Below are 22,947 nucleotides of genomic sequence, written 5' to 3'. Positions count from 1 at the left end.
GCGACCACACTCCCACCTCATCGCGATTTTCGAAAGAGAAGCCCATGACCCAAGCAACACCCGCCTCCGAACGGCGCTACCAGAGCGGCTTCGGCAACGAATACGCCTCCGAGGCCGTGCCCGGTGCGCTGCCGCAAGGCCGCAACAACCCGCAGCGCGGCCCCTTCGACCTGTACACCGAGTTGCTCTCGGGCACCGCCTTCACGGCGCCGCGCCATGAGAACCGCCGCACCTGGCTGTACCGCCGCCAGCCCTCGGTGGTGTCGGGCCGCTACCAGCCCTACGCGCAGGCGCACTGGACCACCGGCGCCGACCGCGAGATCGCGTTGCCGCCCGAGCCGATGCGCTGGGGCCCGCTGCCGCTGGACGGCGCGGCCGACGCCGACTTCATCGACGGCATGCACACGCTGGCCGCCAACGGCGACGCCGAATCGCAGGTCGGCATCGGCTCGCTGATGTACCTGGCCGGCCGTTCGATGGAACAGCGCGCCTTCGTCAACGCCGACGGCGAGATGCTGGTGATGCCGCAACAAGGCCGCCTCGTCGTCACGACCGAACTCGGCGTGCTCGACGTGAAGCCCGGCGAGATCGTGGTGCTGCCGCGCGGCATGGCCTTCAAGGTCGCGTTGCCCGACGGCCTCTCGCGTGGCTACGTGTGTGAGAACTACGGCGCGCACTTCCGCCTGCCCGAGCTCGGCCCGATCGGCTCGAACGGCCTGGCCAACGCACGCGACTTCCAGGCGCCTGTGGCTGCCTTCGAGGCAGACGGCGGCGCCTACGAGCTGGTGAAGAAATTCGGCGGCCGCTTCTGGACCGCACCGACGAAACAGTCGCCCTTCAACGTGGTCGCCTGGCACGGCAACCTCGCGCCGGTGAAGTACGACACGGCGAACTTCATGGTGATCGGCTCGATCAGCTTCGACCATCCCGATCCGTCGATCTTCACCGTGCTGACCTCGCCCAGCGACACGCCCGGCACGGCCAACTGCGACTTCGTGATCTTCCCGCCGCGCTGGATGGTGATGGAAAACACCTTCCGTCCGCCGTGGTTCCACCGCAACCTCATGAGCGAGTTCATGGGCCTGGTGCTGGGCGAGTACGACGCCAAGCCGGGCGGCTTCAAGCCCGGCGGCGCGAGCCTGCACAACTGCATGGTGCCGCACGGCCCGGACGAGGAAGCCTTCGACAAGGCCACGCACGCCGACCTCAAGCCGCACAAGCTGGACAACACGCTGGCCTTCATGTTCGAGAGCCGCTACCGTTTCATTCCGACGAACTTCGCGCTGCAAAGCTCGGCGCTCGACACCGACTACACCGACTGCTGGGCCGGCCTCAAGGACCAATTCAAGCCATGAAGATGAAGAAGAGCGCTTTCGCCCTCACCCGCCGCGCGGCGGCCGTTGCACTGCTCGCGGCGCCATTCCTGCTGGCGCATGCGGCCGACTTTCCGTCGAAGCCGATCAAGTTCATCGTGCCCTACAGCCCCGGCGGCACCACCGACCTCGTGGCGCGCACCGTGGGCCAGAAGGTGTCGGAAAAACTGGGCCAGCCGGTGCTCATCGACAACCGCGGCGGCGCGGGCGGCAACATCGGCATGGACGCCGTGGCCAAGGCTGCGCCCGACGGCTACACGATCGGTTTCGGCGCGATCTCGACCAACGCGCTGAACCCGCACATCTACAAGTCGATGGCCTTCGACCCGCGCAAGGATTTCACGGCCATCAGCCTGCTGGGCATGTCGACCATCGTGCTCGAAGTGCCGGCCAGCTCGCCCATCAAGACCGTGCCCGACCTCATCGCCGCCGCGAAGAAGAACCCCGGCCTGCCCTACGCCACCGCGGGAGCGGGCACCTCGATGAACCTGGCCGGCGTGATGTTCGCGCAGATGACCGGCACCGAGCTCACGCACGTCGCCTACAAGGGCAGCGGCCCGGCCATCACCGACATGCTGGGCAACACCATCGGCGTGATGTTCGACAACCTGCCGGCGTCGCTGCCGCACATCCAGGCCGGCAAGCTGCGCGCGCTGGCGGTGGCGGGCTCCACACGCTCGCCCTCGCTGCCCGACGTGCCGACGATGGCCGAGGCAGGCCTCAAGGGCTACGCGCTGGAGCCATGGTTCGGCGTGTACGGCCCGGCGAAGCTGCCGGCGCCGATCGTGAAGGCGCTGAACGAAGCGTTCGTCGAAGCGCTCGCGATGCCCGACGTGAAGGCCAAGCTGCAGCAGGCCGGCTTCTCGCCGCGCGGCTCGACCGCGCAGGAGCTCACCACGCTCACCGACACCGAATACAAGCGCCTGGGCGACGTCGCCAAGAAGGCCGGCATGACCGCCGACTGATCCGATTCAAGAACCGAAAGACATCCATGACCGCACTCAACGCCACCCACGACCCGAAGTTGCGCAGCTGGGTTGCCGCCGCCAACGTGGCCGGCACCGACTTCCCGATCCAGAACCTGCCCTTCGGCCGCTTCCGCACCGCCGGCAGCAGCGAGGCCTTCCGCATCGGCGTGGCCATCGGCGACCAGATCCTTGACCTGCGCGCGGCCGGGCTCGTCGACACCGACGACATGAACGTGCTGATGAACGCGAGCGTGAAAGATCGCCAGGCCCTGCGCGCCGCGATCTCCGCCGGCCTTGCCGAAGGCAGCGGCCAGCAGGCCGTGTGGTCGAAGGCGCTGCTGGCGCAAGCCCAGGCCGAGATGACCGTGCCCTGCCGCATCGGCGACTACACCGATTTCTACACGGGCATCCACCACGCCACCACCATCGGCAAGCTGTTCCGTCCCGACCAGCCGCTCATGCCCAACTACAAGTGGGTGCCCATCGGCTACCACGGCCGCGCCTCGTCGATCGGCGTGAGCGGCCAGACCTTCAAGCGCCCGCAAGGCCAGACCAAGGCGCCCGATGCCGTCGCACCGAGCTTCGGCCCGTCGAAGCGGCTCGACTACGAACTGGAACTGGGCTTCCTCGTCGGCCGCGGCAATGCGCTGGGCGAGCCCATCGCCATCGGCGACGCCGAAGACCATCTGTTCGGCGTGACCCTGCTCAACGACTGGTCGGCGCGCGATCTGCAGGCCTGGGAATACCAGCCGCTCGGCCCGTTCCTCGCGAAGAACTTCGCGAGCACGCTGTCGCCCTGGATCGTGACGACCGACGCGCTGGCCCCGTTCCGCGCCAAGTTCGAGCGCCCCGCCGAAGACCCGCAGCCGCTGCCTTACCTCGACGCCCCCTCGAACCGCGCCAGCGGCGCGCTCGACATCACGCTCGAAGTGCTGCTGCAGACCGCGAAGATGCGCGCCGACGGCGTCGCGCCCGTGCGCCTCACGCTCGGCAACACCACCGAGGCCGCCTACTGGACCGCCGCGCAGCTCATCACGCACCACACGGTGAACGGCTGCAACCTGCAGCCCGGCGACCTGCTGGGCTCGGGCACGCTGTCGGGCCCGCAGCCCGACCAGGCCGGTTCGCTGATGGAACTCACGGGGGGCGGCAAGCAGCCGATCGTGCTGCCGAACGGCGAGAAGCGCACGTTCCTGGAAGACGGCGACACGCTGGTGATGCGCGGCTGGTGCGAGCGCGAAGGCGCGGTGCGCATCGGGCTGGGTGAGGTCACGGGGACCGTGATCGCCTGAGGCCCCGTGTTGTCCCCTCTCCCCTTGCGGGGAGAGGGTTAGGGTGAGGGCAAGGGCCTCACAACATCGCGCGGCCTCGATCGCCGCTCACCCTCACCCCCACCCTCTCCCCCAGGGGAGAGGGAGTCAGACCTTCAGGGCGTCGCCGCCGCCGCCGATGCCGCGCCCGCAGGCACCGGCGAAGCCGCCCCCGCCACGGGCCACACCACCTCGCTGGCCACGCGCGGCTTGCCCATCGGCGGACCGGCGCGGCCGATGCGCACAGCGGCCATGTCGGCCTCGCTGGGGTACTGGTCCATGAGCCAGTAGTCGAACACGCGGCGCGCAATGGGCGCCGCGGAGCCCGCGCCCCAGCCCGCGTTCTCGACGATGACGGCCAGCGCGATCTTCGGGTTGTTGGCCGGCGCGTAGGCCATGAACAGCGCGTGGTCGCGCTGGTGCTCTTCGAGCGCGCGCGCGTTGTACCGGGTGTTCTTGGCCTGCGTCACGGCCTGCGCCGTGCCCGTCTTGCCGGCTGCCTGGTAGCCCGCGCCCGCGAACACGCTGCGCGCGGTGCCGCTGGTGACCACGCTGGTCAGGCCTTCGCGGATCACCGCGATGTTGGCGGCGGTGAAGCCGAGGTTCTCGGCCGGCGGCTGCGGCAACGGCACGACCTGCCCGCTGACCGTGTTGCGCATCGCCAGTGCCAGGTGCGGACGGCGCTTCATGCCGCCGTCGGCCACGATGGCCGTGGCCTGCGCGAGCTGCAGCATGGTGAAGTTGTTGTAGCCCTGGCCGATGCCCAGCGAGATGGTCTCGCCCGCGTACCATTTTTTCTGCTCGGGCCGCTTGTAGGCGTTGCGCTTCCACTCGGTGCTCGGCAGCACGCCGCGCAGCTCGCCGCCCAGGTCGATGCCGGTGATCTGGCCGAAGCCCAGGGGCTTCATGAAGTCGTGGATGAGGTCCACGCCCATCTCGTTGGCCAGCGAGTAGTAGTAGATGTTGCTCGACACCTGGATCGAGCGGCGCATGTCGACGCCGCCCAGGTTGCCTTCGGGACTGCCGAAGCGGTGGCCGCCGAAGTTGAAGTAGCCGGGGTCGTTCACCACCACGCTCGCGCCGCGCTTGCCGGTCTGCAGCGCCGCCAGCGCCATGAAGGGCTTGTAGGTCGAGCCCGGCGGGTAGGTGCCGCGCAGCGCGCGGTTGAGCAGCGGCTTGTCGAGCGACTCGCTGAGCTCTTTCCAGCTCTCGGTGTCGATGCCTTCCACGAACAGGTTCGGATCGAAGGTGGGCTTGCTCACGAAGGCCAGCACCTCGCCGGTCTTGGGGTCGATGGCCACCAGCGCGCCGCGGCGCTCGCCGAACATGTCTTCCACCAGCTTCTGCAGCTTGATGTCCAGCGACAGCATGACGGTGTTGCCCGGCGTGGCCGGATGGCTTGCGAGCCGGCGCACGGCGCGCCCGCCGGCCGAGGTTTCCATCTGCTCGACGCCGGTCTGGCCGTGCAGCATTTTTTCGTAGCTCTGCTCGATGCCGAGCTTGCCGATGTAGTCGGTGCCCTTGTAGTTGGCCTGGTCTTCTTCTTCCCAGTCTTCCATCGCGGTCTTCTCGCGCTGGTTGATGCGGCCGATGTAGCCGAGCACGTGAGAGCCCGTCTCGCCGTTCGGATAGTTGCGGAACAGGCGCGCCTTGATCTCCACGCCCGGGAAGCGGTAGCGCTGGGCCGCGAAGCGCGCCACTTCTTCGTCGCTCAGGCGGGTGCGGATCGGAATGGAGTCGAAGCTGCGCGAGTCTTCGCGCAGGCGCTTGAAGCGGCGGCGGTCGCGCGGCGACACCTCGAGCACGCTGGTCAGGCTGTTGATGGTTTCCTCGACATCGCCGACCTTCGAAGGCGTGATTTCCAGCGTGTAGGCCGAGTAGTTGGAGGCCAGCACGATGCCGTTGCGGTCGAGGATGAGCCCCCGGTTCGGCACCACCGGCACCACGGCCGTGCGGTTGCTCTCGGCCTGCTCGGCCAGGTCGTCGTGGCGCACCACCTGCAGGTAAACGAGCCGCGACCCCAGCAGGCCGAAGGCGAACAGCACCGCCAGGCCGATGACGATCACGCGGCGCTTGAAGCGCGCCAGGTCGGCGGCAACGTTGCGGATTTCGGTCATGGCATCAGGAGCTTAGGCGTGCGCAGGTGCGATGGCAAATGCGGCGAAGGGCAGAACTTAGAGCGGCCGGTTCTCGTCGGGTTCGGGTGTGCGGCGCTGCGGTGCGAGCAGCAACGCACTGGCCAGCGGCCACAGTGCGGCCTCGAGGGCCGGCGAGATCAGCACGCCCCAGCCCGGGAACACGCCGCCGCCGATCATGCGCGTGATCACCTCGATGAACTGCGACAGCGCAAACAGCGGCAGCACCTGCAGCGCCTGCGAGAGCACCGGGTACCAGAGCAGGCGCCGGTGGATCATGGCCGCGAAGAAGCCCAGCGTGGTGTAGGACAGCGCATGCTGGCCCAGCATCGACGACTGGTGCACGTCCATGAGCAGGCCGAACATGAAGGCCGCGCCGATGCCCACGCGCGCGGGCTGGTGCACGCCCCAGAACACGATCACCAGCGCCAGCAGGTCGGGCATCCAGGCCGCGCGGCCGATGGGGATCATGTTGACCAGCAGCGCCACGAGCAGGCTGGTCCACATGAAGACGGGGCTGACGGGCAGCAGGAGCTGCTGCTGGCCGGGACGCTTGATCATCGCGTGGCTCCCGCGGGCTTCTTTTCGTTCTTGCCGGCGCCGGGCTTGCCGTCGGGGCGCTTGCGTTGGGTGGACGCGGCCTCGACGTGCGGCGGCGCCACCGGCGCGCCGGAAGGCTCGAGCACCAGCACGTAGCGCGCCGCCGTCACGCGGGCCAGCGGCACGCAGTAGATGCGCGCAAAGGCCGAATCGGCGCGGCGCTCGATGCGTTCGATCTTCGCCACCGGAAGACCGGCCGGGTAGATGCCGTCGACGCCGCTGGTGGACAGCAGGTCGCCCTCCTGCAGGTCGGCATTGGCCGCCATGAAACGCAGCTCCATGCCGCCGCCGTGCGCCGAGGCGTCGCCGAAGGCCACGCTGCGCACGCCGGTGCGGGTGTTCTGCACGGGAATGGCCAGGTCGCGGTCGATCACCAGCGTGACCTCGCTCGTGAAGGGCAGCACCTGCGTCACCTGGCCCAGCACGCCGCGCGCGTCGATCACCGGCGAGCCGGCGGCCACGCCCTGCGTGAGGCCCTGGTCGATGACGATCTTGCGCGTGTAGGGGTCGGCCGCGTCGTACAGCACCTCGGCCGGGCGGCCCGGCGTGGTGGTGGTCTGGCGCAGTTCGAGCAGCTCGCGCAGGCGGGCGTTGTCTTGGGCCAGCGTGTCGGCGCGGCTGGCGGTTTCGGCCTGCAGCATCAGGGCCTTGCGGGCTTCTTCTTCGTTGTGCTGCGCGGTCTGCAGTTCTTCGAAGTAACGGCTGCCGCCCATCACCAGCATGACGGGCTTGAGCGCCACCATCTGCACCGGATAGAGCACCGCGCCGATGGCCGAGCGGATCGGCTTCACGAGGTGAAAGCGTGCATCGGCCACCATGAGGAAGAGCGAGAGCGCGCCGAAGAAGATCAGCTTGCTGAGTGCCGATTGCCCCTGGTTGAACAGGGGTGGCGCTGTGCGATCGAGCGTGCCCAGAGGCATGTAGTCAGACCCGGCAGTGGTGCGGCATCAAATAACAAAAGGCCGGCCTGCGCAAGCAAAGGCCGGCCGATGGAGGCTTTCGCCTTTACTCGCTCGTGAAGATGCTACCGAGACGGTCCATGCGTTCGAGCGCGATGCCGCAGCCGCGCACCACGCAAGTCAGCGGATCTTCGGCCACAAGCACCGGCAGGCCGGTTTCCTCGGCGAGCAGTCGGTCGAGGTCGCGCAGCAGCGCGCCGCCGCCGGTGAGCATCATGCCGCGCTCGGCGATGTCGGCGCCCAGTTCGGGGGGCGTCTGTTCCAGCGCGTTCTTCACGGCCGAGACGATGTTGTTCAGGGGGTCGGTCAGGGCTTCCAGCACTTCGTTGCTGCTGATGGTGAAGCTGCGCGGCACGCCTTCGGAAAGGTTGCGGCCCTTGACTTCCATTTCCTTGACTTCGGAGCCCGGGAAGGCCGAGCCGATGTTCTTCTTGATGACTTCGGCCGTCGGCTCGCCGATCAGCATGCCGTAGTTGCGGCGGATGTAGTTGATGATGGCTTCGTCGAAGCGGTCGCCGCCCACGCGGACCGAGCCCTTGTAGACCATGCCGCCCAGCGAGATCACGCCCACTTCGGTGGTGCCGCCGCCGATGTCGACCACCATCGAGCCCGAGGCTTCGCTGACGGGCAGGCCGGCGCCGATGGCCGCGGCCATGGGTTCTTCGATGAGGTAGACGGCGGTGGCGCCGGCGGCTTCGGCCGCGTCCTTGATGGCGCGGCGCTCGACCTGCGTGGAACCGCAGGGCACGCAGATGATGATGCGCGGGCTCGGCGTGAGCAGCGTGCGCGGGTGCACCATCTTGATGAACTGCTTGATCATCTGCTCGGTGATCACGAAGTCGGCAATCACGCCGTCCTTCATCGGGCGGATGGCCTCGATGTTGCCGGGCACCTTGCCCAGCATGGCCTTGGCTTCGCGGCCGACGGCCTGGATCACCTTCTTGCCATGGGGGCCGCCTTCGTGGCGGATCGCGACCACCGAGGGCTCGTCCAGCACGATGCCCTTGTTGCGGGCGAAGATCAGGGTGTTGGCGGTGCCGAGGTCGATCGCCAGGTCGGTGGAGAAGTACCGACGGAAAGCTCCAAACATGTGCGGAATCCTCTGAGCACGGCCTGCGCATCGGCAGGACGTCGCTCTATTTTTTGGGTCGTTTGACGGGGTGAATTGATCGTTTTTGGCGCAAAAGCCGGCGCGTTCGCGGGGGTTGCGGCAAAGGCGGGATAATAACCGAATCCCCTCTGAATCCCGTGTCGGCACCCTCTTCGGCGTGCGATTGCCTCCGGTTTTTTCGACCCGTCAGCCATCTATGTCTCTTTCCGCTTCCGATATTGCACGCATCGCCTCTTTGGCGCGGCTGCAGCTTGCCCCAGACGAAAGCGAGCGCATGCTCACTCAAATCAACGGCTTCTTCGATCTGGTCGAACGCATGCGCGCGGTCGACACCACCGGCGTCGAGCCGCTGGCGCATCCGGTGGCCGCGCTCGAAGACGTGACGCTGCGCCTGCGCGACGACGTCGTGAGCGAGCCGAACAACCGCGAAGCCAACCAGAAGAGCGCCCCGGCCGTCGAAGCCGGCCTGTTCCTCGTGCCCAAGGTGATCGAATAATGAGCAGCGGTGAACTGCACCAATGGAGCGTGGTCGCGCTGGCGAAGGCGCTGGCCGACCGCAAGGTTTCGGCCGTCGAGGCCTCGCAGGCGTTCCTCGGCCGCATGAAGGCCCACGAATCGCTCGGCACCTTTGTCGACGTCAACGAAGAAGTCACGCTGGCCCAGGCCCGCGCGGCCGACGCGCTCCTTGCGAAGGGCAACGCGCCCGCGCTGGCCGGCGTGCCGATTGCGCACAAGGACATCTTCGTCACCACCGATTTCGCCACCACCGCCGGCTCGAAGATGCTCGCGGGCTACCGCTCGCCCTTCGACGCGACCGTGGTGCGCCGCCTGGCCGAAGCCGGTGCGGTCACGCTCGGCAAGCTCAGCTGCGACGAGTTCGCGATGGGCTCGGCCAACGAGAACGTCGCCGTGCCCGCCGTGGGCCACGACAAAGCCGTGCCCGTGCGCAACCCCTGGAACCTCGACCGCATTCCGGGCGGCTCGTCGGGCGCCAGCGCCGCGGCCGTGGCCGCGCGCCTCGCACCCGCCGCCACCGGCACCGACACCGGCGGCTCGATCCGCCAACCGGCCTCGTTCTGCGGCATCACCGGCATCAAGCCGACCTACGGCCGCGCCTCGCGCTACGGCATGGTGGCCTTCGCCTCCAGCCTCGACCAGGCCGGCCCCATGGCCCGCTCGGCCGAAGATTGCGCGCTGCTGCTGTCGGCCTTCTGCGGCCCCGACCTCGACCGCGATTCGACCTCGCTCGACAAGCCCGCCGAAGACTTCGGCCGCTCGCTGAACGACTCGCTCGACGGCCTGCGCATCGGTGTGCCGAAGGAGTTCTTCGGCGACGGCGTGGCGCCCGGCGTGCGCGCCGCCATTGATGCAGCGTTGTTGCAGTACGAGAAGCTCGGCGCGAAGCGCGTCGAGGTCTCGCTGCCGCGCACCGAGCTGTCGATTCCCGTGTACTACATCCTGGCCGCGGCCGAAGCGTCGAGCAACCTGAGCCGCTTCGACGGCGTCAAGTTCGGCCACCGCGCCACGCAGTACAAAGATTTGGCCGAGATGTACGAGCGCACGCGCGCCGAAGGCTTCGGCGACGAAGTGAAGCGCCGCATCATGATCGGCACCTACGTGCTCTCGCACGGCTACTACGACGCCTACTACCTGCAGGCACAGAAGGTGCGCCGCATGATCGCGGACGACTTCCAGCAGGCGCTGACGCAATGCGACGTGATCGCTGGCCCCGCCGCACCGACCACCGCCTGGAAGATCGGCGAACACGGCGACGACCCCGTGGCCGACTACCTCGCCGATATCTTCACGCTGCCCGCCTCGCTCGCCGGCCTGCCCGGCATGAGCGTGCCTGCAGGCTTCGACGCCGGCATGCCTGTGGGCCTGCAGCTGATCGGAAACTACTTCGGCGAAGCGAAGCTGCTCAATGCAGCGCACCGTTTCCAGCAAGCCACCGACTGGCACACGCGCACGCCGGAGGGTTTTTAAGATGAGCGACACCACCGCAGTGAACACCTTCGAAGCACAACAACAAGGCCGCCCGACCGGCCCGCTGGTGCGCGGCTATGAAGTCATCATCGGCTTCGAGACGCACGCGCAGCTGTCGACGAACAGCAAGATCTTCAGCCGCGCCTCCACGGCCTTCGGCGCCGAGCCCAACACGCAGGCCTGCGCGGTCGATCTGGCACTGCCCGGCACGCTGCCCGTGATGAACAAGGGCGCGGTCGAACGTGCCATCAAGCTGGGCCTGGCGCTCGGCTCGCACATCGCGCCGCGCAGCGTGTTCGCGCGCAAGAACTACTTCTACCCCGACCTGCCCAAGGGCTACCAGATCAGCCAGTTCGAGATCCCGGTGGTGCAAGGCGGCGCGGTGTCGTTCTTCCTCGGCGAAGAAAAGAAGACCGTGCGCCTGGTGCGCGCCCACCTCGAGGAAGACGCGGGCAAGTCGCTGCACGAAGACTTCATCGGCCAGAGCGGCATCGACCTGAACCGCGCCGGCACGCCGCTGCTGGAGATCGTGACCGAGCCCGACATGCGCTCCACCGCCGAGGCCGTGGCCTATGCGCGCGAACTGCACAAGATCGTCACGTGGATCGGCATCTGCGACGGCAACATGCAGGAAGGGAGCTTTCGCTGCGACGCCAACGTGTCGGTGCGCAAGCCTGGCGACAAGCTCGGCACGCGCCGCGAGATCAAGAACCTGAACAGCTTCAAGTTCATGCAGCAGGCGATCGACTACGAGATCAACTCGCAGATCGACGAGCTCGAAGACGGCCGCGCGATCCAGCAAGCGACCGTGCTGTTCGACCCCGCCACCGGCGAGACGCGCACCATGCGCACCAAGGAAGACGCGGCCGACTACCGCTACTTTCCCGACCCGGACCTGCCGCCGCTCGTGGTGGCCGCCGAATGGATCGAGCGCGTGCGCGCCACGATGCCCGAGCTGCCGCGCGCCACGGCCGAGCGCTATGTGCGCGACCACGGCCTGTCGGAATACGACGCCGCGCAGCTCACGCAAGGCGCGGCGCTGGCGCAGTACTTCGATGATGCGGTGAACGCCGGCGCAGCGCCCAAGCTGGCCAGCAACTGGATCACCGGCGAAATGGCTCGCCGCCTGAACGCCGCCGAAATCGGCATCGAGGCCGCGCCCGTGAAGGCCGCGCAGCTCGCGCAGCTGGTGACGCGCATCGCCGACGGCACGCTGCCGAACAACGCCGCGCGTCAGGTCTTCGAAGCGCTGTGGAGTGGCGAAGGCAGCGATGTCGACGCGATCATCGAAGCGAAAGACCTCAAGCCGATGAACGACACCGGCGCGCTCGACAAGATCCTCGACGAGGTGATTGCCAAGAACGCGAAGAACGTCGAGGAATACCGCGGCGGCAAGGAAAAAGCGCTCAACGGCCTCGTGGGCCAGGTCATGAAGGCCAGCGGGGGCAAGGCGAACCCGGCGCAGGTCACCGAGCTGCTCAAAGCCAAGCTGGGCTGATCAACCCCCGGGCCTTGCGCAAGGCCCGGGCCGGTTCGATTCAGCGGGGGTTGCCGCCGTTCTGCGGCGACCAGAGCGTCTTCAGGCGACCACGCTCCTCGTCGAAGCGCGCATTCACGCGCTTCTTCTCGTCTTCCTGCTCCGCGACGAAGCGGTTCTGCACGGCCAGGCTCTGCGTGTTGTCCTCGATCCTGCGGCGCACCGCGCCGGGCGCCTTGCTCGTGTCCTGCTTGTAGAACTCGAGTTCTTCGTCGATCTTCTTGCGCTCGTCGGCGAGCTCGGCGATGCGCTTCTTCGCGGCCTGGATCACGGCGTCGATCTGCGACAGCGCCTCGGCGCGCTCGCGGTCGTGCGTGGTGGCGTTGGGGTAGCGCACCAGCAGCGCGCGCTCGCGGCGGCGCTCGTCGATGATGCGCGCCGCCTGGATGGCGGCTTCGCGCGCGCGGTCCTCGCGCTCCTGCAATTCGCGCGCCGTGTAGGTCGGCTCCAGCTTGCGGCGCACCGTGCCGCTGGGGCCCAGTTCGCGCTGCTCGCGGTCGCTGCATTCGGCGATCGGCCGGTCGGCCGTGAGCGTGCGTCCGCGCGCGTCGACGCAGGTGTAGATGCCGACGCCGGGCGCGTCCGTCTTGGCGGGCTGCGCGAGCGTCGCACCGCACATCGACAGGGCCGCCAGGCCCAGCCACAGCGGCGCCGCGGCGAAGGCAGAAGAGGGATCGCGGGAATCGCGTGCGAGGCGTCGCATCGGCGCTGCGTCTCAGGCGCCGTAGCGCGTGCGGTAGGCCAGCACGCGCTCGCGGTGCGCGCCGAGGTCGGCGGCGGCGTTGCCCGAGAGGTAGCTCAGCAGGTCGTCCAGCGTGGCGATGGCGACCACCGCGAGGCCGAGCTGGTTGCGCACGTACTGCACGGCGCTGTGGTCCACGTCGACGCCGTTCTCGGTGGCTTTTTCCTGCCGGTCGAGCGCGATGGACACGGCATGCGGCGTGGCGCCCGCGGCCTGGATGGCGGCGATCGATTCGCGCACCGCGGTGCCGGCCGACATGACGTCGTCGACGATGAGCACGCGGCCCTTGAGCGGCGCGCCCACGAGATTGCCGCCCTCGCCGTGCGCCTTGGCTTCCTTGCGGTTGTAGGCGAAGGGGTAGTTGCGCCCGCGGCGGGCCAACTCGGCGGCCACGGTGGCGCCCAGCGGGATGCCCTTGTAGGCGGGGCCGAAGATCATGTCGAACTCGAGCCCGCTTTCGATCAGGCGGTCTGCATAGAATCCGGCGAGCCGCGCGATCTTGGCGCCGTCGTCGAACAGTCCCGAATTGAAGAAATACGGGCTCATGCGACCGGCCTTGGTCTTGAATTCGCCGAAGCGAAGCACGCCGGCGTCGAGCGCGAACTGGACGAAGTCCTGTGCCACCGCGCTGCTTGTCTGACCGTCTACAGCCATTGGAAATTCCTTGTGTTCAAACTGACCAGTCTCAATCTCAATGGCCTGCGCTCGGCGGCCACCAAGGGCGTCGCCGACTGGGTGGCCGAACTCGCGCCGGATTGTATTTGCATGCAGGAGATCCGCGTCCAGGCCAGCGATGTCGAGGGCCGCTTCGAAAAGATGGCCGAGCTCCAGGGCCACTTCCACTTTGCCGAGAAAAAAGGCTACGCGGGCACCGCGATCTACACGAAGCATGCGCCCAGCGCCGTCGTCGTGGGCTGGGGTGATCCCGAATTCGACGCCGAAGGCCGCTACCTCGAGCTGCGCTTCGACACGCCCAAGCGCAAGTTCTCGGTGATCAGCTGCTACTTCCCGAGCGGCAGCTCGGGCGAGGAGCGCCAGGCCGCCAAGTTCCGCTTCCTGAAAGGCTTCTTCCCGCACCTCGTGGCGCTGAAGAAGGAGCGCGAGTTCATCTTGTGCGGCGACATCAACATCGCGCACCAGGAAATCGACCTGAAGAACTGGCGCGGCAACCAGAAGAACAGCGGCTTCCTTCCCGAAGAACGCGCCTGGATGGCGCGCCTGCTCGACGCAGGCACCGAAGGCGCCGGCCTGGTGGACGTGTACCGCCGCCTCAAGCCCGACACCACGGGCGACGCCTACACCTGGTGGAGCAACCGCGGCCAGGCCTACGCGAACAACGTGGGATGGCGGCTGGACTACCACCTCGCGACCCCGGCGATGGGCGCGCTGGCGCGCACCGAGGCGATCTACAAGACGGTCAAGTTCAGCGACCACGCGCCGATCACGGTGGAGTACGACTTCACGCTGTAAGTCGCCCGCCGTCGATGCCCATCCCGACTCCGTCTCCTTCCACGAACCCCTCCGCGCCACCTGCTGCGACGGCGGTCTATCTGCCGCGCGACGTGGTGAACGCGCCCGAGGTGAAGGCCGCCATTGCGCGCCGCAGCGCCGAGCGCGGCGACGACGCCGACATGGCGGCCTGGCTGCTGAACCACTTCTTCCGCTGGGCCATCGGCAGCTTCGGCAACGTGCTGCCGGTGCAGTCGCCCGCCGATTACCTGGCCGCAGCCGGGCCCGACAAGCCGCTGCCCGAGTGGCTGACGAAGCAATTGCAGCCGCGCGCACCGGCCGCACAGGACAAGGACAACAAGGAAAAGTCCAAGAGCGGCAAGGCCGACCCGCAAGCCCTCGAAGCCAGCTCGAAGACTTTTTACTACCTCGACCCCGAGCACCTGCTGCTGGTCGACCGCGAACGCATGCTGGTCGAGTTCTTGCGCTCGCGGCGCGGCACGCGGCTCGAACAGAAGCTGCAGCGCATCACCTGCTTCATGGCCATGGCCCTGTGGGAGCAGGAGCACCAGCGCATGCAGGCCAAGCGCAAGAAGGGCTGGGTGCCCAGCAGCGGCCTGGCGCTGAAGGAACTGCTGCGCACGCCCAACGGCGTGATCTTCGAGTTCATCGGCAGCCATGCGGCGTTGCGCGAGGAAATGGCCTACGAGTCGTTCCACATGCAGCACTGCCTGGGGCAGTTCGCCAACCTCAAGAAACTGAACGGCGGCTATGGTGAGCAGTACGCCAGCGCCGCGCAGAGCGGCCGGCTGCGCCTGTTCACGCTGCGCAGCGCGGGCAACCTGCCGCACGTGACCATCAGCCTCGAAGTGCATGCCGACGGGCTGCGGATCGACCAGATCAAGGGCAAGCAGAACCGCCACCCGGTGCGCAAGTACGCCGACGACGTGCTGCAGTTCCTGCGCACGCTGCCGCCGCGCGGCGAGCGCCACAGCGACTGCGAAGGCATGGGCCTGGTGTTCGAGCCCGAGACGGCGGACGACACCAGCACCACCCAGGGCCAGTGGAAGTTCGTCACCGACGTGCGCAGCCCCGATTTCCTGCTCAGCGTGATGAGCGGCAACTTCCACCTGATCGAGCACTTCGAGCAGCCGCCGCCGGCACTGCAGTGGCTGCTGCTGCGCATTGCGCCGCACAAGCTGGCGCGGCTGCGGCAGATGGACGTGGCGGTGGCCGCCGCCGCCCGCCTGACGCTGCCCGCGAACCGGTTGCCGCCGTCGCTGCAGGCCGCCTCCTCGGAAGCGCCCGCCGCGATGATGGAGATCGAAGGCATCTCGCTGAGCGCCGCCGTGTGCGCGCCGCTGCTGCTGGGAGCCGCATTGCCATGATGCAGGCCCTCCTCATCCTCGTGCTGCTCGGGCTGCTGTACCTCGGGCTGCGCGTCGCATGGTTCGTCGTGCGCACCGCGTTGCGCATCGTCGTGCGCGGCTCGGACTCGGCGATCGGCGCCATGGAAAAGGCCAACGCCGACCTCGCGGTGCGCGCGGCGCAGGCCCGGGCCGACGCCGGCAAGGTGGTGCCCAACCGCCGCCGCTGGGCGCTGGCGCTCGGCGACATCCTGCTGCTGCGCAACGGCCTGCGCTGCGACAGCGACGCGCTGGCGCTGGAGCTGCCCGCCGAGCAGCGCCAGCGGCTGGCCAGGCAGGTGCTGCGCGAAATGAACATGGCCGCCGACCTCCCCGAGCGCGACATCGCCACGCAGATGCAGGCCGCGCTGGTCGGCTGGGTCGGCGGGCTCGGCCGCACCCACGCCAACTTCTACGAACAGCTCGCGGCCGAAGGCAAGGTGCGCGACGCGCTGGCCTTCGACTGCGCGCGCACCGCCTTCCTGGTGCGCTGCATCGCACTGCTGGGCTGGGTGCCCGAATCGCAGGCCTGGCTGGTGCTGTTCCTCAATGCGCAACGCGCGCAGGACAGCTTCGAAAGCTGGGAAGACTTCGGCCACGCCTATGCGCGGGCCCGGCTGCACTGGCTGCGCATCAGCAGCCAGGACGGCCCCGCCTCGTCGCGCGCCACGCTGGAGGTGCAGGAGCACCTGCAGAACACCCAGGGCAACTGGCTCACGCTGCCCTGGAAGCGCTACCGCATCTTCGACCCCCAACCCACCCCGACCTCCACTCCCGTCCCCGCCGCGTCGGCCTGACGCGCGACCGCCATGACAACAAACACGCCCCCCGCCGCAGCGACCGTGATTCCCGCCGCACCCGCGCCATGGAAGCTCTGCGACATCGACGCCCTGCTGCGCGCCGGCGATTACGCCGCGCTCGACCAGCGGCTCGACGACGCGCTCGCCGCCAGCTTTCAGGACCGCGACGATGAAGAGCGCTACTACGGCGCCTTGCCCGACGACCTGGCCGGCTGCACCGCGGCCGGCGCCGAAGGGCTGGCCCGCCTGACCGCGTGGCAGGCGGCCCATCCGCAATCGGCCCACGCCTGGCTGTGCGAAGCGCACTACTGGTACCACTGGGCCTACGAGTACCGCGGCTCGGGCTGGGCCAGCTCGGTCACCGCGCTCGGCTGGGAATGCGCCCATGCCTGCGCCACGCGCTGCGCCGTCGCCGCGCTGCGGGCACTCACGCTCGCGCCCACGATGTGGACCGCCTGCGCCCTGCTGCTGCAGAGCACCTCGGCCTTCAATGAACCCGAGTGGCTGACCGAGTTGGTGCGCAGCGGCCGCGGGCCCGGCAACCCGCTGCAGCACGACTTTTCCCTCGACGATGCGGCCACCCGCGAAGAGCTGCTGGTGCAGCTCGCGCGCTCCGGCCTGGCGCACGACGAGCGCGTGGCCTGCCCCGAGGCCGTACCCGCCGCCCTGCCCTCGCCCGTGCAGGGCAAGAAGATGATCAGCGGCACGTCCTACTGGATCCACGCCACGCTGCACGTGCACCCGCGGCTGTTCTTCTTCATGCGCCAGTGCGTCTGGTTCCAGCAGCCGCGCTGGGGCGGCAGCCACGAGCGCGTGCGCGCCTTCATCGCCTCGGCCGCCTGCGCCCACCTGAGCGAGGTCGAGAAAGACCGGCTGCGCCACGAGATCTGGCGTGACGAATACCAGGGCAACGCGGTCGACAAGGACGAAGACCCGGCCGAAGCGCAGCAGCGCATGGCCGCCACGCGCCAGCGCGCCAACGAGGCGCTCTACCCCTACCACCGCTGGGAAACCCTGCGCTGGCTGGCCATCAGCCACTACATGCTCGACCAGCATGCCGAGGCGCTGGCCTGCCTGCGCGAAGCCGAGAGCCACCACCCCATCGACGACGACTACGCCATGAATGTGGCGGTGCACGTCGCCCTGGAGCAGGAGCCCGACGGCCACTGGCTGGGCCAGGCCATCTGCAACAGCGCCAATGCCTACGAATGCAACACCGCGCTGATCCTGCACGCCTACGGCAGCCTGAAGGGCGCCTTCGGCTTCGTGCCCAACGAGGTGACCGGCAACGCCTGGCTGGCGGCCGCGCGCGAACGCAACGCCGGCACCGAGAACTGGGACGACCTGGCGCGCGCGCTGTGGCGCGTGCCGCGCAACAAGGAAGCTTTCGACGTGCTGGAACTCGGGCTGGCGGCGGGCGACACCTCGTGCCTGCTCACGCTCGGCATCTTCCACGCGGGCGGCGAGCACGGCACCAAGGATTTGCAGCAGGCCATGCGCTGCTACGGCCAGGCGGCGGAGGCCGGCAACAGCGTCGCGGCCTACAAGCTCGGCTACCTCTGCCACGACATGGCCTGGGACAACGCCACGCCCGTGTCGCGGCGCCCGGCGCTGCAGCTGCAGGCGGTCGAAGCCATGATGAAGGCCAGCGAACTGGGCCACGACGACGGCATCGAAGGCGCACTGATGTTCATCAGCAGCCTGTTCGACATCCCCGTGCGGCACCGCTACCTGGATTTCGTGCGCGAGCACGCCACCAACGGCGACGCCGTCGCCATGGCCGCGCTGTCGGCATTGATGGGCGACCCCAACGACAAGGGGCTCTACAACTACCGCGAGAGCGTGCGCTGGATCATGGGGGCGCAGGCCGTGGCGCCGGAAGACGAGTTCGTGGTGAACGTGACCAGGAACACCCACCAGGACGGCTTTCTGTCGTCCACGCTCTACAAGCTCACGCGCCGGCAGATCAAGGCGCACGAGATTCCGGGCGGCGACAACGCGATGGTCTGAGCGCGCGAGGCGCCGAGCGGGGCGTCAGGCCGCCGCTCAGCCCTTCTTCGCGTCTCTGTAGAGCTTCTCGACCTTCGGCACGTTCGCCTCGAGTTTGGCGATGCGGTCCGGCCCGCTCGGGTGGGTCGACAGGAAACTCAGGCCGCCCTGGTTCTTGGAGGCCGTGGCCATCTTCTTCCACAGCGACACCGACGCCTTCGGGTCGTAGCCCGCGCGCGCGGCGAGTTCGAGGCCGACGAGGTCGGCGTCGGTTTCGTCGCTGCGGCTGAACTTCAGGGTGATGAGCTGCGTGCCGGCGCGCGCCGCGAGGTCGCCGACCTGGCCGAGCCCCAGCAGCTGCGCGCCGATGGACAGCGCCGCGCCGGTGCCGACGCTCTTGGCCATGCGGGCGCGGGCGTGCTCGCGCAGCGCGTGCGCCATTTCATGGCCCATGACCATCGCGACCTCGTCGTCGCTGAGCTTGAGCTGTTCGAGGATGCCGGTGAAGAACGCGATCTTGCCGCCGGGCATGCAGAAGGCGTTGATCTGCTTGCTGCCGATCAGGTTGACCTCCCACTTCCATTCGCGTGCGCGAGCGTTCCACGGCAGGGCAAAGGGAATGAGGCGCTGCGCGATGGTGCGCAGCCGCTGCAGTTGCGCGTTGCCGTCGCCGGCCAGCGCATTCTTGGCGCGCGCCTGTTGGAGCAGCTGGCCGTACTGCTGCACGCCGGCCGCCTCGATCTGGTCGGCGGGCACGAGGTTGCGCGCCACCGAGGCATTGCCGACGTTGACCTGCGCCAGCGCCGGCGCACTCAGCGCGGCACCGGCGGCGGCGAGCAGGAAGGCCCGGCGCGGGTTCCATGCCGAGGCTTCGGAGAGGGCAGAAAGGGGGCGTTCGCATCGTGTGCACATAGGTGCCCGGATGATAGGAACAAATGGAGACGAGCGGGGCGCACCGATATCCCCGACAGCTCATGGACAATCCCCCACTCATGTCCGCACCGCCCGCCGAAACCACCCAAGCCCCCGCGAGCGCCGCCCTGCCCTGGCGTGACGCGCTCAAGGTCTACCTCGAACCGGCCACCCTGCGCATGCTGGCGCTGGGCTTCTCGGCCGGCCTGCCGCTGCTGCTGGTGCTGGGCACGCTGAGTTTTCGGCTGCGCGAGGCGGGCATCGACCGCACCACCATCGGCTACCTGAGCTGGGTCGGGCTGGCCTATGGCTTCAAGTGGGTCTGGGCGCCGCTGGTCGACCGGCTGCCGCTGCCGCCGCTCACGACGCTGCTCGGGCGCCGGCGTGGCTGGCTGCTGCTGGCGCAGGGCATGGTCATCGCCGGACTGATCGGCATGGCGATGAACGACCCGCGCCTGGGGCTGCAGCCGCTGATCTGGTGCGCGCTGCTGGTGGCCTTCGGCTCGGCCACGCAAGACATCGCGCTCGACGCCTTCCGCATCGAATCGGCCGAGACGCGCAAGCAGGCCGCGCTGGCCGCCGCCTATCAAACGGGCTATCGGCTCGCGATGATCTGGGCCGGCGCCGGCGTGCTGTGGGTCGCGGCCTGGGCCGAGGTGGCGCCCGCCGTGGCCGTCACGGGCGCAGCGGCCTACCAGAACGGCGCCTGGAAAACGGCCTACCTCGTGATGGCGGCCTCGATGGCGGTCGGTGTGCTCACGGTGCTGCTGTCGCCCGAACCGGTGCGGCGCGTGTTGCCGCAGGCGAAGAACGCGGGCGAATGGCTGCGAAGCGTGCTGATCGAGCCTTTTGCGGACTTCATCCGCCGCTACAAGTGGCAGGCGGCGCTGATCCTCGCGCTGATCGCCATCTACCGCATCAGCGACGTGGTGATGGGCATCATGGCCAACCCGTTCTATGTGGACATGGGCTTCACCAAGGACCAGGTGGCCACGGTCAGCAAGATCTACGGCGTGATCATGACGCTGGTGGGCGCCTTCGTGGGCGGCGTGCTCTCGATGCGGCTGGGCGTGATGCGCGTGCTGATGCTCGGCGCGGTGCTGAGTGCCGCGAGCAACCTGCTGTTCGCCTGGCTGGCCACGCGCGGGCACGACCTCACCGCGCTGATCGCGGTGGTGTCGGCCGACAACCTCGCCGGCGGCATCGCGTCGGCGGCCTTCATCGCCTACCTGTCGAGCCTGACCAACATCAGCTACTCGGCCACGCAGTACGCGCTGTTCAGCTCGCTGATGCTGCTGCTGCCGAAATTCATCGCCGGCTACTCGGGCGCGTTTGTCGACGCCTACGGCTACAGCACCTTCTTCACGGCCACCGCGATGCTGGGCGTGCCGGTGCTGCTGCTGGTGGCGCTGGCCGCGCGTTCGGCGGCCCGCACAGGCGACGGCGAGCGTCAATAGGGCCTGCGCCCGAGCTGTCTTCTGTGGGAAACAGCCGACGCAACCGGATACGCATCGCTGGTAGGCTGTGACATTCATTGCGTGAAAATTGCGCCTTCCCGCTTTTTCCTCTGTCGTTGACGCCTTTCCCCCGGTTGCCTGCCCCCACATCCATCGTGCCGTCCCGAATTTCTCCCCTTCACATCAGTGCCTACACGGCCACCTCGGCCGTCGGCGTCGGCAAGGAAGCGCACGCCGACGCGCTCGCGCACTCGCGCAGCGGCCTGCGTGCCAACGACTTCGGCGATGCGCCGCTGCCGACCTGGATCGGCCGCGTCGACGGGCTGGAAGACGTGCGCCTGCCCGAATCGGCGATGTCGTGGGACTGCCGCAACAACCGGCTGGCCTGGCTGGGCCTGCAGGCCGACGGCTTCCTCGAGGCGGTCGCGGCCGCGCGTGACAAGTACGGCGCCACGCGCATCGCGCTGGTGCTCGGCACCTCCACCGCCAGCATCGGCGAGACCGAGCTGGCCTACACGCAGCTCGACGCCGACGGCAACTTTCCGATGGACCAGCGCCGCCCCGCCGTTCATACGCCGCATTCGCTGGCCATGTTCGTGCAGCAGGTGCTGGGCATCGACGGCCCGAGCGAGACGATTTCGACCGCCTGCTCGTCCAGCGCCAAGGTGTTCGCCTCGGCCGAGCGCCTGATCCGCCTGGGCCTGGCCGACGCCGCCGTGGTCGGCGGTGCCGACACGCTGTGCGGCAGCGTGCTGTTCGGCTTCAACGCGCTGGAGCTGGTCTCCACCGAGCCCTGCCGCCCCTTCGACGCCGGACGCAAAGGCATCAGCCTCGGCGAGGCGGCCGGCTTTGCGCTGGTCGAGCGCGTGCAGCCCGGCGACACCGCCACGCCGCTGCTGCTGGGCTACGGCGAAGCGAGTGACGCGCACCACATGTCGACGCCGCACCCCGAAGGCCTGGGCGCCGAACGCGCGCTCGACGACGCGCTGGCGCGCGCCGGCCTTGCGCCCGAGGCCATCGACTACATCAACATGCACGGCACGGCGAGCCAGAAGAACGACGAGGTCGAGGGCGCGCTGGTGGCGCGCCGCTTCCCGGCGCACACGCACGCCAGCTCGACCAAGGGCTTCATGGGCCACACGCTGGGCGCCGCGGGCATCGTCGAGGCCGTGGTCTGCCTGCTGGCGATCGAGCGCGGCCTGATGCCGGGCACGGTCAACACGCGCACGCTGGACGAAGGCTTCGGCCCGCAGCTCAAGCTCGAACCCGTCACGGGCGAGGTGCGCTACGCGCTCTCCAACTCCTTCGGCTTCGGCGGCAACAACTGCGCGCTGGTCTTCGGCAAGGCGGTGAACGCATGAACGCGCCCACGCCCCCCACGCTCTACATCGAAGGCCCCGCCTTCTGGACCCCCACGCTGCCCGGCTGGGATGCCGCCCGCGCGGCCTTCCGCGGTGAAGGCTCGCTGAGCGATCCGCCCGCCAAGCGGCCCTCGCCGCAGGTGCTGGCCCCGGCCGAGCGCCGTCGCGCACCCGACACCGTGGCGCTGGCGCTCGAAGTGGCCGCCGCGGCCATCGCGGGTGCCGACCGCAACGCGGCCGACGTGCCCTGCGTGTTCACGTCGGCGCACGGCGACCTGTCGATCAACGACTACATGTGCAGCACGCTCGCGGGCGATCCGAAGATGCTGTCGCCCACCAAGTTCCACAACTCGGTGCACAACGCGGCCGTGGGCTACTGGACCATCGGCACCGGCTGCATGGCGGCCAGCAACGCGGTGTCGGCCTATGAACACAGCTTCGCCTCCGGCCTGCTCGAAGCGGCCGTGCAATGCGCGGCCAACCAGGAGCCGGTGCTGCTGGTCGGCTACGACACGCCCACCGTCGGCGCCCTCACCTCGGTGACCGACAGCCGCGGCCTGCTCGCGGTGGCGATGGTGATCGCGCCCGTGCGCACCGGGCGCAGCGTGGCCGCGCTGCAGTGGTCGCTGGCCCCCCACGGTGCGGCGGGCGACGACGCGGCGGCCACCTACACGTCGCTGCGGTCGGAAGCCGCAAAGTCGCTGGTGGCCATCAACCCGATGGCGCAGGCGCTCGGCCTGTTCGAATCGCTGGCGCACGTCGAAGGCGGCGACGAGCCGCCGCTGCACCTGCAGCTCTCGCCCACCCTGTCACTCAGGCTGCAGCTGCGGCCTCCTCCGAAGGACTGACACC

The 22,947-nt window shown here is 68.7% G+C and carries 20 protein-coding genes; 13 read left to right on the top strand and 7 right to left on the bottom strand.

All coding sequences use genetic code 11. The annotated features are described in order from the left end of the window. Positions 1-44: 44 nt before the first annotated feature. Genes hmgA through fahA form a run of 3 tightly spaced genes read left to right on the top strand, consistent with a single transcriptional unit; the run spans position 45 to position 3,633 of the window. Positions 45-1,355, top strand: a complete 1,311-nt coding sequence (gene hmgA, locus RZE79_RS01680; RefSeq protein ID WP_319358738.1) for a homogentisate 1,2-dioxygenase — start codon at positions 45-47, stop codon at positions 1,353-1,355. A gap of 2 nt (positions 1,356-1,357) precedes the next feature. Continuing rightward, positions 1,358-2,338: a tripartite tricarboxylate transporter substrate binding protein gene (locus tag RZE79_RS01675; protein ID WP_319361059.1), complete on the top strand. Its 981-nt coding sequence runs from the start codon at positions 1,358-1,360 to the stop codon at positions 2,336-2,338. A 26-nt stretch (positions 2,339-2,364) separates the two neighbouring features. Continuing rightward, positions 2,365-3,633, top strand: a complete 1,269-nt coding sequence (gene fahA / locus RZE79_RS01670; RefSeq protein WP_319358736.1) for a fumarylacetoacetase — start codon at positions 2,365-2,367, stop codon at positions 3,631-3,633. Between the two features lie 134 nt (positions 3,634-3,767). On the opposite strand, the gene mrdA is transcribed toward fahA, so the two are convergent. The 4 genes from mrdA to RZE79_RS01650 all read right to left on the bottom strand — a co-directional run bounded on the left by mrdA (position 3,768) and on the right by RZE79_RS01650 (position 8,435). Further along, positions 3,768-5,768 carry a penicillin-binding protein 2 gene (gene mrdA, locus RZE79_RS01665; RefSeq protein ID WP_319358734.1) on the bottom strand — a complete coding sequence of 667 codons (2,001 nt, stop codon included), beginning with the start codon at positions 5,766-5,768 and terminating at the stop codon, positions 3,768-3,770. 57 nt (positions 5,769-5,825) lie between these two features. Further along, positions 5,826-6,347 (bottom strand): rod shape-determining protein MreD, encoded by a 522-nt coding sequence (mreD, locus tag RZE79_RS01660; protein ID WP_153281118.1) that lies wholly within the window; start codon positions 6,345-6,347, stop codon positions 5,826-5,828. Continuing rightward, complete coding sequence (gene mreC / locus RZE79_RS01655) at positions 6,344-7,306, bottom strand: rod shape-determining protein MreC (RefSeq protein ID WP_099794613.1); 963 nt, start codon at positions 7,304-7,306, stop codon at positions 6,344-6,346. The genes mreD and mreC overlap by 4 nt, the downstream gene beginning before the upstream one ends. Before the next feature lie 85 nt (positions 7,307-7,391). Next, positions 7,392-8,435 carry a rod shape-determining protein gene (locus RZE79_RS01650; protein ID WP_056583929.1) on the bottom strand — a complete coding sequence of 348 codons (1,044 nt, stop codon included), beginning with the start codon at positions 8,433-8,435 and terminating at the stop codon, positions 7,392-7,394. A gap of 217 nt (positions 8,436-8,652) precedes the next feature. Between RZE79_RS01650 and gatC the strand changes: the two genes are divergently transcribed. Genes gatC through gatB form a run of 3 tightly spaced genes read left to right on the top strand, consistent with a single transcriptional unit; the run spans position 8,653 to position 11,940 of the window. Then, entirely contained in the window at positions 8,653-8,952 is a 300-nt protein-coding gene (gatC, locus tag RZE79_RS01645; RefSeq protein WP_056583926.1) for an Asp-tRNA(Asn)/Glu-tRNA(Gln) amidotransferase subunit GatC, read from the top strand. After that, complete coding sequence (gatA, locus tag RZE79_RS01640) at positions 8,952-10,442, top strand: Asp-tRNA(Asn)/Glu-tRNA(Gln) amidotransferase subunit GatA (RefSeq protein ID WP_319358729.1); 1,491 nt, start codon at positions 8,952-8,954, stop codon at positions 10,440-10,442. Before gatC ends, gatA begins: the two co-directional genes overlap by 1 nt. Position 10,443: 1 nt before the next feature. Continuing rightward, positions 10,444-11,940, top strand: a complete 1,497-nt coding sequence (gene gatB / locus RZE79_RS01635; RefSeq protein WP_319358727.1) for an Asp-tRNA(Asn)/Glu-tRNA(Gln) amidotransferase subunit GatB — start codon at positions 10,444-10,446, stop codon at positions 11,938-11,940. A gap of 40 nt (positions 11,941-11,980) precedes the next feature. Here gatB and RZE79_RS01630 read toward each other — a convergent pair whose 3' ends face one another. Together RZE79_RS01630 and pyrE are read right to left on the bottom strand one after the other, a co-directional pair. Beyond that, positions 11,981-12,682, bottom strand: a complete 702-nt coding sequence (locus tag RZE79_RS01630) for a DUF4124 domain-containing protein (RefSeq protein WP_373696526.1) — start codon at positions 12,680-12,682, stop codon at positions 11,981-11,983. A gap of 12 nt (positions 12,683-12,694) precedes the next feature. After that, positions 12,695-13,375 (bottom strand): orotate phosphoribosyltransferase, encoded by a 681-nt coding sequence (gene pyrE, locus RZE79_RS01625; RefSeq protein WP_099794609.1) that lies wholly within the window; start codon positions 13,373-13,375, stop codon positions 12,695-12,697. A gap of 12 nt (positions 13,376-13,387) precedes the next feature. Between pyrE and RZE79_RS01620 the strand changes: the two genes are divergently transcribed. The 4 genes from RZE79_RS01620 to RZE79_RS01605 are packed head-to-tail and all read left to right on the top strand — an operon-like array spanning position 13,388 to position 18,386. Beyond that, on the top strand, positions 13,388-14,191 hold the full coding sequence (locus RZE79_RS01620; RefSeq protein ID WP_319358725.1) for an exodeoxyribonuclease III: 804 nt from the start codon (positions 13,388-13,390) through the stop codon (positions 14,189-14,191). 14 nt (positions 14,192-14,205) lie between these two features. Then, positions 14,206-15,558 carry a hypothetical protein gene (locus RZE79_RS01615; RefSeq protein WP_319358723.1) on the top strand — a complete coding sequence of 451 codons (1,353 nt, stop codon included), beginning with the start codon at positions 14,206-14,208 and terminating at the stop codon, positions 15,556-15,558. Further along, a complete protein-coding gene (locus RZE79_RS01610; RefSeq protein ID WP_319358721.1) occupies positions 15,555-16,373 on the top strand; it encodes a DUF1266 domain-containing protein in 819 nt (272 codons plus the stop codon). The genes RZE79_RS01615 and RZE79_RS01610 overlap by 4 nt, the downstream gene beginning before the upstream one ends. Positions 16,374-16,385: 12 nt before the next feature. After that, positions 16,386-18,386 (top strand): DUF4034 domain-containing protein, encoded by a 2,001-nt coding sequence (locus tag RZE79_RS01605; RefSeq protein WP_319358719.1) that lies wholly within the window; start codon positions 16,386-16,388, stop codon positions 18,384-18,386. A gap of 36 nt (positions 18,387-18,422) precedes the next feature. On the opposite strand, the gene RZE79_RS01600 is transcribed toward RZE79_RS01605, so the two are convergent. After that, the gene (locus tag RZE79_RS01600; protein ID WP_319358716.1) at positions 18,423-19,277 is read right to left on the bottom strand and encodes a M48 family metallopeptidase; all 855 of its coding nucleotides are present in this window, start codon (positions 19,275-19,277) and stop codon (positions 18,423-18,425) included. A gap of 62 nt (positions 19,278-19,339) precedes the next feature. Here RZE79_RS01600 and RZE79_RS01595 point away from each other — a divergent pair, with 62 nt between their 5' ends. The 3 genes from RZE79_RS01595 (at position 19,340) to RZE79_RS01585 (ending at position 22,943) form a co-directional block, all read left to right on the top strand. Next, on the top strand, positions 19,340-20,734 hold the full coding sequence (locus RZE79_RS01595; protein WP_319358715.1) for an AmpG family muropeptide MFS transporter: 1,395 nt from the start codon (positions 19,340-19,342) through the stop codon (positions 20,732-20,734). A 155-nt stretch (positions 20,735-20,889) separates the two neighbouring features. Further along, positions 20,890-22,095, top strand: a complete 1,206-nt coding sequence (locus RZE79_RS01590; RefSeq protein WP_319358713.1) for a beta-ketoacyl-[acyl-carrier-protein] synthase family protein — start codon at positions 20,890-20,892, stop codon at positions 22,093-22,095. Beyond that, positions 22,092-22,943: a beta-ketoacyl synthase chain length factor gene (locus RZE79_RS01585; RefSeq protein WP_319358711.1), complete on the top strand. Its 852-nt coding sequence runs from the start codon at positions 22,092-22,094 to the stop codon at positions 22,941-22,943. Before RZE79_RS01590 ends, RZE79_RS01585 begins: the two co-directional genes overlap by 4 nt. Positions 22,944-22,947 lie beyond the last annotated feature (4 nt).

This window comes from Variovorax sp. EBFNA2 (genome assembly GCF_033802765.1).
Taxonomy (GTDB): domain Bacteria; phylum Pseudomonadota; class Gammaproteobacteria; order Burkholderiales; family Burkholderiaceae_C; genus Variovorax; species Variovorax paradoxus_H.
The sequence above is the reverse complement of the archived record's forward strand: the minus strand, read 5'-3'. Positions and strand labels throughout refer to the sequence as shown.